Raw genomic sequence first — 15,495 nt, forward strand, 5'->3', positions numbered from 1 at the left:
TCTCACGGCAGGCCGAGGGCGTGGGCGGCGAGCGCCAGCAGGGCGGCGTTGCCCGCCGCACCGAGCGCGGTGGCGGACAGGAAGCGGGCCGACGTGCCGTCCGGGAACGGGTTGACGGCCATCGCGAGCAGGAAGCCCGGCATCGTCCACACCACCGCCGTCCACTGCCGGACGGCGTTGGCCGCGCTCACCCCCGTGCGCAGTTCGCGGGCGGCGGCGACGGCGATCACCAGGTAGCCGGCCAGGTAGCCGGTGGAGGGCCAGAAAACGGCGGGGACGCCGAGGAAGCTGTGCGGCATGGCGACCATCGTCCGCCGAGCGGGCGCGGCCCCGCATGAGTACGGGTACTCATGCGGGGCCGCGGTCGTCAGTCCGTGGGTGTCACAGCAGCAGGACGTCAGGACGTCATGCCGTCACTGGTCCGAGGGGTCCGACGGGTCCGTGGCGCCCGGCGGGCTGGTGGGGGCCGAGCGGCCGGTCGAACTGCCGCCCGAGGAAGGGGAGTTGCCGCGCGGGTGGCCGGTCGAGCCCGGGCTGGGCGCCCCGGTGCAGGTCGCCGAGGACGGCGAGCCGGTGGGGGTGCCGCACCCGGGGGTCTGCCGGACCGGGTCCGGGATGTAGACGGTGCTGAACTCCTTCTCCGGCATGGTCCGCACGGCGTCGCTCATGGCCTTCTGCCAGATCGGCCCCGGGCCGGTCGCCCCGAACACCTCGGACTGGAACTCGCCGCCGATCCGGATGTTGCGCATCGGCACCTTGACGCCCGGGCTGCCCAGCCAGACCGAGCCGGCCAGGTTGCCGGTGTAGCCGGTGAACCAGGCCGACTTCTTCTCGTCCGTGGTGCCGGTCTTGCCCGCGATCTGGCGGTCGTCGTCCAGCCGGAGGTCCCGCGCGGTGCCGCCCTTCTCGGTCACCCCGAGCAGCACGCTGTTGATCACGTCGGCGGTGTCCGTGGACATCACCTGGTCGCAGTGGGCCGGGGTCACCGGGACGTCCTTGCCGTCCACCGTGGTGATCCGGTTGATCGCCAGCGGCGCGCAGTAGTCGCCCCGGGCGGCGAAGGTCGCGTAGACGTTGGCCATGGTCAGCGGGCTGACCTCCTGGGTGCCCAGGCCGAGGGCGGGCACCTCCTGCAGCGGGTCGCCGCTCGCCTTTCCGGTCACCCCCAGCTTGTTGGCCATCTGCTTGACGGCGCAGAGCCCGATCTCCTGCTCCATCTGCACGAAGTAGGTGTTGACCGAGAGCGCCATGGCCTGCTTGAGCTGGTACGGCCCCTTCTCGCTCGGGCTCTCGTTGGGGATCGTCCCCTCCTTCCTGCCCTTGCTGAGGTTCTTCCAGGTGCCGTCGCAGGTCTTCATCGTCGGCCAGTCCATCCGGTTCGGCGCGTCGTACTGCTGGGTGGGCGACAGGCCCGCCTCCAGGGCGGCGGCGGCCACGATCGGCTTGAAGTTGGAGCCGGGCTGGAAGCCGATGCCCCCGCCCATCGCCGCGTCCACGTTGAAGTTGACGACGGTCTGGTTCTTCTCCTTCGCCAGGCCGTACGGGCGGGTCTGGGCCATCGCCAGGATCTTGCCGGTGCCGGGCTCGACCATCGTCATCGCCGCCGAGACCGGGTCGGTGACGTACACCTTGGTGGAGACGGCGTTCTGGGCGGCGGCCTGCTTCTCCGGGTCGAGGGTGGTGTAGATGTTCAACCCGCCGGTGTCCCACAGCTTCTTGCGCTCGGCGGCGCTCTTGCCGAAGGTCGGGTCCTGCTTGACCACGTGGCGCACGTAGTCGCAGAAGAAGCCCGTGCCGGCCTGGGCGGTGATGCAACCGTTCTGCGGGTCCTTGTAGTTGAGGCCGAGCGGGGCGGCCTTGGCCTCGGCCGCCTGCTGCGCGGTGATGTGCTTGTTCTCCACCATCTTGTCGATGACGGTGTCCCGGCGCTTCTGGGCGGCCACCGGGTGCAGCTTCGGGTCGTACTGGGACGGGTTCTGCACCAGCCCGGCGAGCATCGCCGCCTCGGGGAGGGTGAGGTCCTTGGCGTCCTTGCTGAAGTAGCGCTGGGAGGCGGCCTGGATGCCGTACGCCTGGTGGCCGTAGAAGGTGATGTTCAGGTAGTTGGTGAGGATCTGCTCCTTGCTCAGGTCCTCCTCCAGCTTGATGGCGTAGCGCAGTTCCTGGATCTTGCGGCCGAGGGTCTTGCGCTGCGCCTCGCGCACCGCCACCGGATCGTCCCCGGCCATCTCGACGTTGACGTTCTTCACGTACTGCTGGGTCAGGGTGGAGGCGCCCTGGACGGCGGAGCCGCTCTCCGCGTTCTTGGTGATCGCCCGCAGCACGCCCTTGAGGTCGACGGCGCCGTGCTCGTAGAAGCGCGCGTCCTCGATGTCCACCTGGGCCTTGCGGATCAGCGGCGACATCTGCTCGGCGGTCAGCACCGTGCGGTCGCGCTCGTAGACCTTGGCGATCAGGCCGCCCTTGGCGTCGAAGATCTGGGTCGCCTGGGTGAGCGGCGGGGTCTTGAAGTCGTCGGGGATGCTCTCGAAGCCCTCGGCGCCGCTCTTGGCGCCCAGTCCGACCGCGCCCGCCCCCGGGAGGATCAGGCCCGCCAGCAGGACGCCGCCCAGCACGCTGGAGCCGAGGAAGGTGGCCGCATGGCGCAGGAATCCGAGCGGGGTCACACGGCGCCTCGGGCGCGGGACCCAGGTGTCGCCCGGGTCCGGGGCAGGTATGCGGCTCTTCTTTGACATAGTTCGAACATTACGGCCGTGAATCCCCACCGTGGGGGGCCTGTTGGCGAACTATTGTCACAAAATCGCGACAGGTTCGACTCATGTGTGAGCGTCGAACGTGGGTACACGCAGGGACAAGGGCCGTTCGTTCACGGCCCGTTGCCCCCTTGCCCTGCCCCGGCCCGTTGCCCCCCTGCCCCGGTCCGGCGTCAGCCGGCCGCCGGGCAGGACACGTCCTCGGCCGGGCGGCGGCCCGTCACCAGGAAGTCCGTCACCGCGGCGTCGCCGCAGGCGTTCCCGTTCGCCAGGTAGACGTCGTGGCCGCCGGAGTCGACCGTCACCATCCGGGCCCGGTCGCCGAAGGCGGCCCGGAGCTTGAGCGCGCCCCCGTACGGGGTGGCCGGGTCCCGCAGGTTCTGCGCCAGCAGGACGTTCGCCGGGCCCCGGCCGGTCACCCGCACCGGCGGCTCGGCCGGCGCGAACGGCCAGAAGGCGCAGGGCATCACGTTCACCGGCATGCCCGCGGTGAGCGGGCGGGCGGCCCGGTCGGCGGCCGCCTCCTTGGCGTAGGCGGCCGGGTCGGCGGGCCAGCTGACGTCGTTGCAGAGGGTGCCGACGGAGACCGCGATGGTGTTCTGCACCACCTGGTCGGGCGGCACGACCGGCGCGGGCAGCGGGCGGCGGCCGAGGCCCGCCAGCATCTGCCGGGCCAGGTCGGGGAACTTGGCGTCCGCGTACAGGCTTTCCAGCATGGTCTCGCGCAGCACGTTGCCGTTCAGCTCGGCCGGGTTGGCGCCCGGCCAGGGCAGCGGGGCCCGGTCGAGCCGGGCGGCCAGGTCGAGGAAGAGCGGGCGCACCTCCTCGGGGGTGTCCGCGACCCGGTCCGGGTTGTCCGGCGCCGAGGCCCACCGGGCGAAGTCGGGGAACCGGTCCTCGGCGCCCTGGCCGAAGGCGGCCAGCCAGCCGCGGCCGACCCGCGACGGGTCCGGGTCGTCGTTGCTGTCCAGCACGATCCGGTCGGTGTGCCCGGGGAACATCGTGGCGTAGACGGCGCCCGCGTAGGTGCCGTACGAGGTGCCCCAGGCGGAGAGCTTGCGCTCGCCGAGGGCGCGGCGGATCCGGTCGATGTCGCGGGCCTCGTTGGCGGTGGAGATGCTGCGCAGCACCGGGCCCCCGTTGCGCGCACAGGTCTCGGCGACCCGGCGGGCGGTGGCCAGGTTGGCGTCGATCGAGCCGTCGGCGGCCGGCCAGGGGCGCAGGTTGACCATCGCCAGGTCGGAGTGGTCCAGGCCGCAGCTGACCGGGGTGGAGGCGCCGACGCCGCGCGGGTCGAAGCCGACCAGGTCGTAGCGGTCCAGGACGGACTGCGGGAGGCGCTGCGCGGCGCTCGCGGGCAGGCTCAGTCCGGAACCGCCCGGCCCGCCGGGGACGGTCAGCAGCACGCCGCGGCGCAGGCCGGGCTTGGCGGTGGCGATCCGGGAGACGGCGAGCGTGATCTGTCGGCCGTCCGGGTCGTTGTAGTCCAGGGGGACGGTGACGGTGGCGCATTGCCGGCGGGCGTCGCTCTGGCCCTGGCAGGTGGACCAGTTGAGGCCGCCGGCGCCGTCGCGCTCGGGGGCGGCTGCGGCGGGCAGGGCGGTGAGCGCGGTGACGGCCAGGGTGGCGAGGGCGGTGGCGGTGAGCTTCGAGGCGTGCTTCACGTTCTTCGTGTTCTTCGTGTTCTTCGGCATGCCCAAGAGTCTGCTGCGGCAGTGGACTTGGGCCCATGCTGCCAGCCGGTCCGTCGGCGGTGGGGTAATCCCCCGGACGGCGGCGCGCCCATGGTTCGCCGCCTGCGGGACGGCGGAGCACCGGACGTCGATGATTTCGCTTGCTGTGCCGAAGAGCTGAGGAGGCGTGAGATGGACACGGGGACACCGGAGGACGGAGGCGGGCATGAGCACGGGCACTCGTCCGGACCCGGCCACAGCCACGCCCACGGGCCCGCCGCGCCGGTCTCCGCCCACCTGCGCAAGGTGATCGCGGCCGTGCTGGTGCCGTTCGCGGTGGCCGTCGCGGTCGGCCTTGCGGTGCTCTGGCCGGGCGGGGTCCCCGCCCACCAGCACACCGGGGTCGGCTTCGACCAGCAGATCCGGCACGGCCGGGTCACCCAGCTCCGGGAGCTGCCCTGCGCCGACCTCAACCCCGCCGACCAGGGCACCTGCCAGCAGGACACCGTCGAGGTCACCGACGGCCCGGACCGGGGCCGCACCTTCACCGTGGTCGTCCACCCGTCCGAGCCCCGGCGCTACGACGTCGGCGAGCAGGTCGTGCTGGCGTACGCGCCGGACGCGCCGGCGGACCTCCAGTACAGCGTCGTCGACGTGGACCGGAACCTGCCGATGGGCGTGCTCGCCGGGCTGTTCGCCGTCGTCGTGGTGGTGATCGGGCGCTGGCGCGGGGTCGCCGCGCTGATCGCGCTGGCGATCAGCTTCGCCGTGCTGTCGCTGTTCATCCTGCCCGCCATCCTGCACGGCTCCGACCCGCTGCTGGTGGCGATCGTCGGCGCCAGCGCGATCATGCTGATCGCCCTCTACCTGTGCCACGGGCTGTCCGCCCGCACCTCGGTGGCGGTGCTCGGAACGCTGGTGTCCCTGGTGCTGATCGGGGTGCTCAGCCTGGTCTTCGCCTCCTGGGCGCACCTGACCGGCAACACCTCGGAGGAGACCGGGCTGGTCCACGACCTCTACCCCGGCATCGAGATCCGCGGCCTGCTGCTGGCCGGGTTCGTGATCGGCTCGCTCGGCGTGCTGTTCGACGTGACGGTCACCCAGACCTCGGCGATCTGGGAACTGCACGAGGCCGACCCGACGATGGGCGCCGGCCGGCTGTACCGGACCGGCATGCGGATCGGCCGCGACCACATCGCCTCGACCGTCAACACCCTGGTGCTCGCCTACGCGGGCGCCGCGCTGCCGCTGCTCCTGCTGTTCTCCATCGCGCACCGGACGGTGGTCTCGGTGGCCACCAGCGAACTGGTCGCCGAGGAGATCGCCCGCACCCTGGTCGGCAGCATCGGGCTGGTCGCCGCCGTCCCGGTCACCACCGGGCTGGCCGCCCTGATCGCCGCCGCCGACCACCCCCGGACAGCGGCGGCCACCGCCGGGCGGCACCGCCACGCCTGACCCGGGGGGGCGGACGGACGGTCAGAGGCCGAGCAACCCCGGGTCCGAGGCCAGCGCGCGCAGCGGCTCGCGCGGGTCGTCGACCAACCGGCGCGCCGCCAGGTCGAGGATGCCGCCCACCCCGGTGATCTCCGCGGCCAGCACGCCGTCCTCCCGGGTCAGCCGCTGCACCACCCGGAAGGTCTTGCCCTCCCGCCAGGCGAACGCGCAGCTGATCTCCACCGTGTCACCGGCGCGCAGCTCCCGCAGGTACTTCACCGTGGTCTCCAGCACGACCGGCCCCACGCCCTTGGCGACCAGCTCGGCCTGGCGGATCCCGGCCGCCTGGAGGTACTCCCAGCGCGCGTGTTCGGCGTACTGCAGGTAGACGGCCTGGTTCAGGTGGCCCTGGGTGTCGGTCTCGTACCCGCGTACGGTGACCCGCGTGGTGAAGTCCTGATCGGTCATGCCCCGCACGCTACTCCGGCGGGACGGACGGGGCGGCGTAACGTCCGTCACCCTAGGGGAGGGTGAGGATCCGCGGGCCGTCCTCGGTGACGGCGACGGTGTGCTCGATGTGGGCGGCCCGGCTGCCGTCGGTGGTGCGCAGGGTCCAGCCGTCCGGGTCGGTGTCGTAGTCGTCGCGGCCGCCGGCCGTCAGCATCGGCTCGATGGCCAGCACCAGGCCCGGGCGCAGCGGGTAACCCCGGCCGGGGCGGCCCTCGTTGGGCACGTGCGGGTCCTCGTGCATCCGGCGGCCGATGCCGTGCCCACCGTAGCCCTCGGGCAGCCCGTAGCGTCCGGCGCGGGCCACCTTCCCGACGGCGTGGGCGATGTCGCCGATCCGGTTGCCGACCACGGCGGCGGCGATCCCGGCCTCCAGGGCGCGCCGGGTCGCGGCGATCAGCTCGGCGTCCTCGGGGCGGGCGGGGCCGACGGTGAAGCTGACGGCGGAGTCGCCGCACCAGCCGTCCAGGACGGCGCCGCAGTCGATGCTCACCAGGTCGCCGTCGCGCAGTCGGTAGCCGTTCGGGATGCCGTGCACGACCGCGTCGTTCACGGAGGCGCAGATGACGGCGGGGAAGGGCACCGGCGCGAAGGCCGGACGGTAGCCGAGGAACGGCGAGGTCGCCCCAGCGGCCGTGAGCACGCCCCGCGCCACCTCGTCCAGCTCCAGCAGGCTCACGCCCGGCGCGGCCTCCCGCTGCACGGCCGCCAACGCGTTGGCGACGACCCGCCCGGCCTCGCGCATCGCGTCGAGGGCGGCGTCCGACTTGAGTTCGACCATGGTGAACCTCTCCCCTGGATCCAATTCTTATACCGGTATTTGTATCACGGTCGACGGACGTCGGGCGCCGCCCGGCGACCGGTGCGCAAACGGCTGCCGAAATTGCCACGACCGCCCGGTAGCCGTGGTCGCACCAGGGAGTGTCCGGCGGGGCCTGCCGGACAGGCCCTAGACTCGACGGCATGGTGAGGACTCCGCTGACCCCGTGGGAGCGCGAGCGCGGTGAGCGCTTCGGGGCGCTGCTGCGCGAGGCGCGTGGCGAGCGCAGCATGGTCGAGGTGGCGGCGGTGGCCGGTGTCTCGGCGGAGACGCTGCGGAAGATCGAGACGGGGCGGGCGCCGACGCCGTCCTTCTTCACCATCGCGGCGCTGGCCTTCGCACTCGACCTCTCCCTGGACGAGCTGGCGGGCGCGTGCGCGCTGCCCGAGGACGACACCGCGCTCTCCGCGTAGCACAGGCCTGGAACGGGGGACGGCCCGCCGGGCGCGTGCTGCGCCGGGCGGGCCGTCGTTCGCGGAGGGTGGTCAGCCGACCGAGCTGTTGTAGCTCTCGATCGCCGGCTGGAGCTCCTTGGCCGCGTCGGCGAGCGCCTGCTGGGCGGTCTTGCTGCCGGAGACGGTCTGCTCGATGGCGGTCTCCACGCCCTTGCGGGCCTGCGGCATCACGCCGAGCAGGCAGCCGGCCGTGGCCGGGGTGGGCTTGGTGGCCTTCAGCTGGTCGATGGCCGTCTGGAACTGCGGGTACTTGCCGACCCACTCCTTGTCCTTGGGGTCGTCCAGGGACTTCGTGTTGACCGGGAAGTAGCCGGTGCCGGTGTGCCAGACGGCCTGCTGCTCGGGACCGACCAGGAACTTCTCGAACTCCCAGGCCGCCCGCTTCTCGGCGTCCGAGTGGCCCGGGCCGCTGATCCACAGCGAGGCGCCGCCGATCACCGGGCCGCCCTGGTCGGCGGCCGTCACCTTGGGGAAGGCCGCGGTGCCGACGCCGAACTTGGCGGCCTCGGTGTAGCCGCGCAGCACGCCGGTCGACTCCAGGTGCATGGCGACCGTGCCGGCCTTGAAAGCGGCCTGGGCGTCGTCGGTGACCCGGCCGGTGTTGGCCGCGTAGCCGCCCTTGACCAGGTCGGCCCACCACTGGACGATCTGCGCGCCCTGGGCGGAGTCGAACACGACCTTGCCGGCCTTGCTGCTGCGGCCGTTGTCGTTGTCGCAGTACATGGTGCCGGACTCGGCGAGCAGCTCCTCGACGAACCAGCCGTAGATGGCGGCGCCGAAGCCGTAGCGGACGGTCTTGCCGTCGGCGTCCTTCTTGGTCAGCTTCTTGGCCATGTCGGCCAGCTCGTTGAGGTCCTTCGGCGGCTGCGCCGGGTCGAGGCCGGCCTCCTTGAAGGCGTCGGTGTTCAGGTAGAGCAGCGGCATCGAGGAGTTGAACGGCATCGACACCAGCTTGCCGTTGGCCGAGTAGTAGTTGCGGATGTTGGGGTCGAGGTCGCCCAGCGGGTAGCCGTCCTTGTCGGCGAAGGCCTGGGCGGGGACGGTCTGCTTGGAGTCGATCATGAAGCGGGTGCCGATGTCGTAGACCTGCACCAGCGCCGGGGTGCCCTTCTGCTGCACCGCAGCCTTGTACTTGGTGACCAGCTCGTCGTACTTGCCCTGGAACTGCGCCTTGACCTCGATCTTGCCCTGGTGGGCCGCGTTGAAGTCCTTGACCAGGCCGTTCAGCACGTCGGCGTTCTTGCCGGTCATCGAGTGCCAGAACTCGACGGTGGTGACGCCGGAGGCCTGGTCGAGCGCCTGGGCGCCGGGCGCTCCGGCGTCGGCGGAACCGCCCGAGCCGGCGTCGGAGCCGCTGGAGCTGCAGGCGGTCAGGGACAGGCCGGCCACCAGCAGGGCAGCGAGCGCGCGTGCACTCTTCTTCACGAGGCTTCTCTTTCTTGGAGTTTTCCGGTTGACGAGCGGGGTGTACGGGCGGAGCGGGAGGTACGGGCGGAGCCGGGTGTACGGGCTCAGCGGACGGCGCCCGCGGTGAGGCCGCGGACGATGAAGCGCTGGCCGAAGACCACCAGGGCGAGGGTGGGCAGCAGCGAGAGCACCACGCCGGCCAGGATCAGGCCGGGGTCGGCCATCTCGGCGTCGCGCAGCGAGGTGAGCCCGATCTGCAGGGTCTGCATGTCGGCGGTGCGGGTGATGATGAGCGGCCAGAAGTACTGGTTCCAGGCCGACAGGAAGACGTAGATCGACAGCGCCGCCAGGGCCGGCTTGTTGAGCGGGACGACGATCCGCCACAGGAAGCGCCAGTGGCCCGCGCCGTCGATCCGGGCCGCGTCGCGCAGTTCGCCGGGGAGTTGGCGGAAGGCCTGGCGCAGCATGAAGGTGCCGAAGCCGGAGGCGAGGAACGGCAGCACCAGGCCGAAGTAGGTGTTGCCGAGGCCCCAGCCCGACAGCGTCAGGTAGTTGGGGATGATGATGGCCTCCCAGGGGACCATCAGCGTGGCCAGGAACACCCCGAACACCACGGCCCGGGCCTTCAGCGGCAGGAAAACAAAGGCGTACGCGGCCAGGATCGAGGTGAACAGCTGGGCGAGGGTGATGAGGGTGGCGGTGATCGCGGAGTTGGCGTACTGCCGGAACAGCGGGATGGTGTCGACGGCGCCGGAGAAGTTCCGTCCGGTGACCGAGTGGGGCACCAGCGCGGGCGGGTAGGAGGCCAGTTCGGAGGGGTCCATGAAGGCGCCGACGATCGCGTAGTACACCGGGAAGGCCACCGTGACCAGGGCGACGGCGAGCAGCAGGTAGACGACGGCGCGGCCGAGCAGGTCGCGCGGGGAGCGCCCGGCGAAGGGCTTGCGGCGCGGGCGGGCCGCCTCGGCCCCGGGTGCGGCGTCGACGGTGGTGGTGGTCGTGCTCATGCGTAGTGCACCTTCCGCTCCAGGACGCCGAACTGGACGGCCGTGCAGGCGAGGACGACCACCAGCAGCACGACGGCCTGGGCGCTCGCCGTGCCGAAGTCGCTGGAGCCGTAGGCGAAGGCCTTCTCGTAGACCGAGTAGACGAGGGTCCGGGTGGAGCCGTCCGGCCCGCCCTTGGTGAGGATGTGGATCTGGCCGAAACTCTGCAGTGCGTGGACGGTGGAGACCACGGTCAGGAAGAACAGGTTCGGGCCGAGCATCGGGACGGTGATCGACCGGGCCAGCCGCAGGCCGGAGGCGCCGTCGATGCGGGCCGCCTCGACGACCTCGCCGGGGATCGAGCCGATGCCCGCCGAGAGCACCAGCACGTTGTAGCCGAGGTTCATCCACACGGTCGTCAGCGCGACCGAGAGCAGCGCGTACCGGGAGTCGGTGAGCCAGCCGACCGGGCCGAGGCCGACGTGCGACAGCAGGCCGTTGAGCACCCCGCTGGCGGGGTTGAAGAACACCGCGAAGACCACCGAGGCGCTGGCCACCGAGAAGGCGAAGGGCAGCGCGAAGGCGGAGCGCAGCAGCCGTACGCCCCGGATCCGGTTCTCCAGGAGCAGCACCAGCACCAGCGCGCCGAGCACCCCCGGAACCACGGTGAGCAGGGTGAACAGCGCCGTGGTGCCCAGTGTCCGGCCGAAGTCGGCCGAGCCGAACAGGTCGGTGTAGTGCTTGAACCCGACGTAGCGGGAGGGCGCGCCGAAGAGGTCGTTGGCGTGCCCGCTCAGGTAGATCGTCCGCCCCAGCGGGTAGCCGATGAACAGGACGAAGACCACCAGGGAGGGCAGCAGGAAGGCCCAGGCGAGCCCGTGCTCGCCCCAGCGCCCTCCCCGCCGCGGTCGTGGGCGGCGGCCCGGGTGGGGCTCGGTGTGCGGTGCGGTCGGCATCTGTGGCGCGTCCGCCTTTCGTGTGTCGGTTCCGGCCGAAACCGTGTCTTGCCCGAACGACGGCGCGGAAACCCCACGGTGATCAACCGGTGTCCTCGGGATTACGCGTTCGCGTCAGATTTCGGCCGGTCGTGCCCGCAACAGCCGCTCCCACCTCGGCGGGCGCTCGGCGGCGCGCGGCCCGCGGCGCGCGCTCGGCCGACGGCGCGCGGTCGGCACCGGGCTGTCAGCGGGGTGTCGTACGGTGCGCGGGTGAACGACAAGGATTTCGACATGCGGGCCGCGATGGCCGCGGCGCGGGGCGGCCGTGAGGGCGCCTGGGCGCTGGTCCGGGGCTTCGCCGCGCACTGGGGCGAGCCGCTGGGGTCGCAGGACGGCTTCACCGGGGCCGAGCTGGACGCCGCCGAACAGCGGCTGGGGTTGCGGCTGCCGGTGGCACTGCGCGAGGCGTACCGGCTGTTCGGGCGCCGGGCCGACCTCACCAGCTGCCAGGACGTGCTGCTGACGCCGGACGAACTGTACGTGCTGGACGGCGCGTTGGTGTACCGGGCGGAGAACCAGGGCTGCGCGCACTGGGGCGTGCTGCTGGACGACCTGGCGCAGGAGGACCCGCCGACGGTGGGCCGGCCGGACCTCGCGGACAAGTCGCAGGAGCGCTGGGAGCCCTGGGAGGAGCGCTTCTCCACGGCGGCGGCGGTGATGGCGATGAGCGAGAAGCTGCTGGAGGACGGCGAGTTGACCGACTTCCTCGAATCCGAGGCCGAACTCCCGGACAGTTTCCGCGAGTTGCCCGCCCTGGGTCGGGACTGCCGCTGGTACGAGGGCCCGGACGTCCTGGTCGTCGCGGTCGAGGACGCCTGGATCGCCGCCCGGGCACGGACCCCGGAGGCGCTCGAAGCGCTCTACGGGGCCGTGCCCGGAGACTGGTTGAACGGCTGAGCCGCGCCGGTCAGGCGGTGACGCCGCCGTCCAGCACCAGGTCGGCGCCGACGGTGTAGCCCGCCTCGTCCGAGGCCAGGTACAGCACGGCGGCGGCGATCTCCGCGACCGCGCCGACCCGACCGACCGGCACCTCGGCCTTCATCCGCTCGCGCTTGTCGGCGTCGCTCTCGCCGGGCCGGGACGACATCGGGGTGTCCACCGGGCCGGGGCTGACGGTGTTGATCCGCACGCCCTCGCCGATGTGGTCGCGGGCGGCGGAGCGGGTCAGCGCGGTGACGGCGGCCTTGCTGGCGTTGTAGGCGCCGACCCCGTCGGCCCGCTTGTGGGCGCCCAGGTTGGAGGAGACGTTGACGATGACGCCGCCGCCGTGGGCCCGCATGTGGCCGATCTGGTGCTTCATCGCCAGCAGGGTGCCGGTCACGTTGACGTCGAAGACCCAGCGGAACTGGTCCTCGTCGATCTCGGCGACCGGACCGGCCGCGCCGAACACCCCGGCATTGTTGACCGCGACGTCCAGTCCGCCGAACTGCTCGACGACCTCCCGGACCAGCCGGGCGGCATCCTCGCTGTTCGTCACGTCGCCGGTCAGCGCGACGGCCTTGCCGCCGGCCCGCTCGATCAGCTCGACGGTCTCGGCCAGCGGGCCGAGGCTGCGCCCGGCGACCGCGACCCGGGCGCCCTCCTCGGCGAAGGCGAGCGCGATGCCCCGCCCGATGCCGCTGCCGCCGCCGGTGACCAGGACGGACTTGTCGGCGAAACGCTTGCTCATGGGGTGAACTCCTTGATCCGGGTGGTGCGTTCAGGTGCGGTGGTGATGGTTGCGGTGCTGGTGGTCTCAGGGACGCTCTTCCCGGGCAGGACCGCGACCGCGACGGCGATCAGGGCCAGCCCGGCGGCGGCCGCGGCGAAGGCCGCCGCGTAGCCGCCGACTACGGTCGGGCGGGTGGCGGCGAGGGCCATCAGGGCGGCCAGCCCGGCGGTGGGGCCGAGCTCCATGGCGGTGTTGAAGACGCCGGCCGCCAGCCCGGTGCGTTCGGGCGCCACCCCGCCGGTGGCGAGCACGGCCGCCCCGGCGAAGGACGCGGCGGCGCCGACGGGCAGCAGGAGCAGTCCGGGCAACAGCCCGGTGGGGTACGGGCTGCCGGGGTCGAGCCCGGCCAGCAGGCCGAGTCCGGCGCCCTCCAGGGCGAGGCCGGCGGCGGTGACCGGCACCGGTCCGTACCGGGCGATCAGCGGTCCGGCCAGCCGTCCGGACAGCAGCAGCGCCACGGCGTACGGCAGGAAGGCGGCGGAGGTGTCGGCCGCGCTCCAGCCGCGCAGTTGCTGGAGGTAGAGCGAGAGCAGCACGAAGACCAGGGCGGTGCCCGCGGAGGTCGCCATCACGGTGACCAGCGCGGTGGCCCGGCGGCGGTCCGCGAGGAAGCCGGGCGGCAGCAGCGGGTCGGCGGTGCGGTGTTCGGCGGCGGCGAAGGCGAGCAGCAGGAGCAGTCCGGCGGCCAGCGGCGCGAGCACGCCGGGACTGCTCCAGCCGTGCTCGGTGGACGCCACCAGGGCGTAACTCACCGCGCAGAGACCGGTGGTGGCGAGCAGCGCGCCGCGCAGGTCGAGCGCCGGGTGGCGGCTCACGGAGGCAGGGTCGGGAGCGGGCTCCGGCAGCGCGCCGGAGCGAAGCAGCCCGGCCAGGGCGACCAGGACGGGCACCGCGAACAGCCAGCGCCAGGAGACCACGGCGGTGACCGGACCCGACACCACGCTGCCGGCCGTCGCGCCGATCACCGAGAGTCCGCCCCAGGTGGCCATCGCCCGCCGGTAGGCGGCGGGCTCGGGGTACAGCCGGCGGACCACGGCGACCGCCGCCGGGGCGGCGAGGGCCGCGCCCGCGCCCTGGACGAAGCGGCTCGCCAGCAGGACGGGGTAGTCGGGCGCGAGGGCGCAGGCGACCGAGGCGACGGCGAGCAGCGCCAGGCCCCACCGGATCATCCGGCGGCCGCCGTGGCGGTCGGTCAGTCGCCCGCCGAGCAGCAGCAGGGCGGCGAAGGAGAGGCCGTACGCGGCGCTGAGCAGCAGGACGTCGGACGGGCCGAGGCCGAGTTCCCGGGCGACCAGGGGCAGCGGCACGGTGAGGATCATGATCGTGAAGATCAGCACTGCCTGGACGACGCCGAGCAGCGCGAAGCTCCCCCGGGTTGTCGTGGTGACACTCATGGACTCCCCCCACAGCAAATATTCGAGAACGTTCGGTCCAGAATAAGAACGGCAAAAGACGACAGGAAGACAGCGGAAGACGCCGAGCCGACCGAGCCGGAGACACCCCCGTGGGCCGCCGGTCCGGGCCGGGCTCAGTCCAGCAGCGTCAGCGCCTGCTCGGCGGCGTCGCGCACCCGGGGCTCACCGTCGGCGGTCTTGCCCACCACCCGGATCCCCTGCAGCAGCACCACCAGCATCCGGGCCAGCGCCCGCGGCTCCCGCCCCTCGGGCAGTTCGCCCTGCGCCTCGGCACGCAGCAGGGCCGCGGTCAGCGCCGTCTCCAAGTGGTCGTAACTGACCTCCACCCGGCGGGCCGCCGCCTCGTCGTGCGGGGCGAGTTCGACGGCGGTGTTGGTGATGAAGCAGCCGCGCCTGCGGTCCTCGCCCCCCATTCCCGCATATCGACGCACCAGGGCGCGGACGGCCGGCAGCACCGGGCCGGGCTGCGACAGCTCGGCCAGCAGGCCGGGGTTGTGCTGTTCGTTGTAGCGCTCCAGTGCGCGCAGGTAGAGCTCGTGCTTGTTGCCGAAGGTCGCGTAGATGCTGGCCCGGCCGATACCCAACCCCTCGACCAGGTCGGCCATCGAGGTGGCCTCGTAGCCGCGCCGCCAGAACAGTTCGAGAGCTGCCTGGAGCGCCGCGTCCGGGTCGAATTCCTTGGTTCGCGCCATGACCGGAACAGTAGCCCTTTCAAGACCGTTCGGTCAAGAAAGATCGGCTAGTGGTCCAGACCGTTATCTGACGGAGCATTGCCAAGTGGACTAGACCAAGCCTAGCCTTACCGCCCCGTCCCTCCTCCCCCCACAGGAGGCGTTCCGGCATGCCCGCACTCATCCCCCCGATCCCCCGTCAGGCCGTCGAGGCCGCCCGCCCGTTCATCCTGACGGTCTTCCGGACCGTCGTCGGCCTGCTCTTCGCCTGCCACGGCGCCGCCGCGCTCTTCGGCGTCCTCGGCGGCGCCAAGGGCGGCGGCAGCATCCCGCCCGGCCAGTGGCCCGGCTGGTGGGCCGCACTGATCCAACTCACCGGCGGCACCCTGGTGCTCGTCGGCATCGGCACCAGGGCGGCCGCCCTGCTCTGCTCCGGCTCGATGGCCTACGCCTACTTCACCGTCCACCAGGCACACGCCCTGCTGCCGCTGCAGAACGGGGGCGAGCCCTCGGTGCTGTTCTGCTGGGCGTTCCTGGCCATCGCGGCACTCGGCCCCGGCCCGTACTCCCTGGACCGGCTGCTCACCAGCCGGCACCCGGCCGCCGAGCCCCGCCCCAACCCGGCCGCCGAGCCCCGCCCCCGAGCCACCTCGACCGGCTGAACC

General features: G+C 72.4%; 15 protein-coding genes. 4 read left to right on the forward strand and 11 right to left on the reverse strand.

Annotation, left to right across the window (positions count from 1 at the left end; translation table 11 throughout):
- Positions 1–2 precede the first annotated feature (2 nt).
- From ACFVXG_RS13900 to ACFVXG_RS13910, 3 genes are all read right to left on the reverse strand, one after another.
- Positions 3–299 (reverse strand): hypothetical protein, encoded by a 297-nt coding sequence (locus ACFVXG_RS13900; protein WP_387927231.1) that lies wholly within the window; start codon positions 297–299, stop codon positions 3–5.
- A 114-nt stretch (positions 300–413) separates the two neighbouring features.
- The gene (locus tag ACFVXG_RS13905) at positions 414–2,666 is read right to left on the reverse strand and encodes a transglycosylase domain-containing protein (RefSeq protein ID WP_387927233.1); all 2,253 of its coding nucleotides are present in this window, start codon (positions 2,664–2,666) and stop codon (positions 414–416) included.
- 260 nt (positions 2,667–2,926) lie between these two features.
- Positions 2,927–4,447, reverse strand: coding sequence for an alpha/beta hydrolase (locus ACFVXG_RS13910; protein WP_387927235.1), 1,521 nt, complete (start codon positions 4,445–4,447; stop codon positions 2,927–2,929).
- 171 nt (positions 4,448–4,618) lie between these two features.
- Here ACFVXG_RS13910 and ACFVXG_RS13915 point away from each other — a divergent pair, with 171 nt between their 5' ends.
- Positions 4,619–5,881 carry a YibE/F family protein gene (locus ACFVXG_RS13915; protein ID WP_387927237.1) on the forward strand — a complete coding sequence of 421 codons (1,263 nt, stop codon included), beginning with the start codon at positions 4,619–4,621 and terminating at the stop codon, positions 5,879–5,881.
- Positions 5,882–5,902: 21 nt separating this feature from the next.
- On the opposite strand, the gene ACFVXG_RS13920 is transcribed toward ACFVXG_RS13915, so the two are convergent.
- Positions 5,903–6,328 (reverse strand): acyl-CoA thioesterase, encoded by a 426-nt coding sequence (locus ACFVXG_RS13920; protein WP_387927239.1) that lies wholly within the window; start codon positions 6,326–6,328, stop codon positions 5,903–5,905.
- Between the two features lie 52 nt (positions 6,329–6,380).
- The gene (gene map, locus ACFVXG_RS13925) at positions 6,381–7,148 is read right to left on the reverse strand and encodes a type I methionyl aminopeptidase (RefSeq protein WP_387927241.1); all 768 of its coding nucleotides are present in this window, start codon (positions 7,146–7,148) and stop codon (positions 6,381–6,383) included.
- Between the two features lie 182 nt (positions 7,149–7,330).
- On the opposite strand from map, the gene ACFVXG_RS13930 reads away from it, so the two are divergent.
- The gene (locus tag ACFVXG_RS13930) at positions 7,331–7,600 is read left to right on the forward strand and encodes a helix-turn-helix domain-containing protein (protein ID WP_380408291.1); all 270 of its coding nucleotides are present in this window, start codon (positions 7,331–7,333) and stop codon (positions 7,598–7,600) included.
- A 72-nt stretch (positions 7,601–7,672) separates the two neighbouring features.
- On the opposite strand, the gene ACFVXG_RS13935 is transcribed toward ACFVXG_RS13930, so the two are convergent.
- The 3 genes from ACFVXG_RS13935 to ACFVXG_RS13945 all read right to left on the reverse strand — a co-directional run bounded on the left by ACFVXG_RS13935 (position 7,673) and on the right by ACFVXG_RS13945 (position 10,991).
- Positions 7,673–9,067, reverse strand: coding sequence for an ABC transporter substrate-binding protein (locus tag ACFVXG_RS13935; RefSeq protein WP_387927242.1), 1,395 nt, complete (start codon positions 9,065–9,067; stop codon positions 7,673–7,675).
- Positions 9,068–9,153: 86 nt separating this feature from the next.
- Entirely contained in the window at positions 9,154–10,056 is a 903-nt protein-coding gene (locus tag ACFVXG_RS13940; protein ID WP_387927244.1) for a carbohydrate ABC transporter permease, read from the reverse strand.
- The gene (locus ACFVXG_RS13945; protein ID WP_387927246.1) at positions 10,053–10,991 is read right to left on the reverse strand and encodes a carbohydrate ABC transporter permease; all 939 of its coding nucleotides are present in this window, start codon (positions 10,989–10,991) and stop codon (positions 10,053–10,055) included. The genes ACFVXG_RS13940 and ACFVXG_RS13945 overlap by 4 nt, the downstream gene beginning before the upstream one ends.
- Positions 10,992–11,243: 252 nt before the next feature.
- Between ACFVXG_RS13945 and ACFVXG_RS13950 the strand changes: the two genes are divergently transcribed.
- The gene (locus tag ACFVXG_RS13950) at positions 11,244–11,930 is read left to right on the forward strand and encodes an SMI1/KNR4 family protein (RefSeq protein WP_387927248.1); all 687 of its coding nucleotides are present in this window, start codon (positions 11,244–11,246) and stop codon (positions 11,928–11,930) included.
- 10 nt (positions 11,931–11,940) lie between these two features.
- Here the strand turns inward: ACFVXG_RS13950 and ACFVXG_RS13955 are convergent, their stop codons facing one another.
- The 3 genes from ACFVXG_RS13955 to ACFVXG_RS13965 form a co-directional block, all read right to left on the reverse strand.
- Positions 11,941–12,702: an SDR family NAD(P)-dependent oxidoreductase gene (locus ACFVXG_RS13955; RefSeq protein WP_387927250.1), complete on the reverse strand. Its 762-nt coding sequence runs from the start codon at positions 12,700–12,702 to the stop codon at positions 11,941–11,943.
- A complete protein-coding gene (locus ACFVXG_RS13960) occupies positions 12,699–14,138 on the reverse strand; it encodes an MFS transporter (RefSeq protein WP_387927252.1) in 1,440 nt (479 codons plus the stop codon). Before ACFVXG_RS13960 ends, ACFVXG_RS13955 begins: the two co-directional genes overlap by 4 nt.
- A gap of 134 nt (positions 14,139–14,272) precedes the next feature.
- On the reverse strand, positions 14,273–14,851 hold the full coding sequence (locus tag ACFVXG_RS13965; RefSeq protein ID WP_387927253.1) for a TetR/AcrR family transcriptional regulator: 579 nt from the start codon (positions 14,849–14,851) through the stop codon (positions 14,273–14,275).
- A 149-nt stretch (positions 14,852–15,000) separates the two neighbouring features.
- Between ACFVXG_RS13965 and ACFVXG_RS13970 the strand changes: the two genes are divergently transcribed.
- Positions 15,001–15,492 (forward strand): DoxX family protein, encoded by a 492-nt coding sequence (locus ACFVXG_RS13970; protein WP_387927255.1) that lies wholly within the window; start codon positions 15,001–15,003, stop codon positions 15,490–15,492.
- The last annotated feature ends 3 nt before the right edge of the window (positions 15,493–15,495 follow it).

The sequence above is a fragment of the Kitasatospora sp. NPDC058162 genome (genome assembly GCF_042884005.1).
Classification (GTDB): domain Bacteria; phylum Actinomycetota; class Actinomycetes; order Streptomycetales; family Streptomycetaceae; genus Kitasatospora.

Excerpts from the sequence above, each read along its gene's own strand:
- ACFVXG_RS13900 (WP_387927231.1), bottom strand. The coding sequence starts at position 299 with ATGCCGCACAGCTTCCTCGGCGTCCCCGCCGTTTTCTGGCCCTCCACC.
- ACFVXG_RS13910 (WP_387927235.1), bottom strand. The coding sequence starts at position 4,447 with ATGCCGAAGAACACGAAGAACACGAAGAACGTGAAGCACGCCTCGAAG.
- ACFVXG_RS13915 (WP_387927237.1), top strand. The coding sequence starts at position 4,619 with ATGGACACGGGGACACCGGAGGACGGAGGCGGGCATGAGCACGGGCAC.
- ACFVXG_RS13920 (WP_387927239.1), bottom strand. The coding sequence starts at position 6,328 with ATGACCGATCAGGACTTCACCACGCGGGTCACCGTACGCGGGTACGAG.
- map (WP_387927241.1), bottom strand. The coding sequence starts at position 7,148 with ATGGTCGAACTCAAGTCGGACGCCGCCCTCGACGCGATGCGCGAGGCC.
- ACFVXG_RS13930 (WP_380408291.1), top strand. The coding sequence starts at position 7,331 with ATGGTGAGGACTCCGCTGACCCCGTGGGAGCGCGAGCGCGGTGAGCGC.
- ACFVXG_RS13940 (WP_387927244.1), bottom strand. The coding sequence starts at position 10,056 with ATGAGCACGACCACCACCACCGTCGACGCCGCACCCGGGGCCGAGGCG.
- ACFVXG_RS13945 (WP_387927246.1), bottom strand. The coding sequence starts at position 10,991 with ATGCCGACCGCACCGCACACCGAGCCCCACCCGGGCCGCCGCCCACGA.
- ACFVXG_RS13955 (WP_387927250.1), bottom strand. The coding sequence starts at position 12,702 with ATGAGCAAGCGTTTCGCCGACAAGTCCGTCCTGGTCACCGGCGGCGGC.
- ACFVXG_RS13960 (WP_387927252.1), bottom strand. The coding sequence starts at position 14,138 with ATGAGTGTCACCACGACAACCCGGGGGAGCTTCGCGCTGCTCGGCGTC.
- ACFVXG_RS13965 (WP_387927253.1), bottom strand. The coding sequence starts at position 14,851 with ATGGCGCGAACCAAGGAATTCGACCCGGACGCGGCGCTCCAGGCAGCT.
- ACFVXG_RS13970 (WP_387927255.1), top strand. The coding sequence starts at position 15,001 with ATGCCCGCACTCATCCCCCCGATCCCCCGTCAGGCCGTCGAGGCCGCC.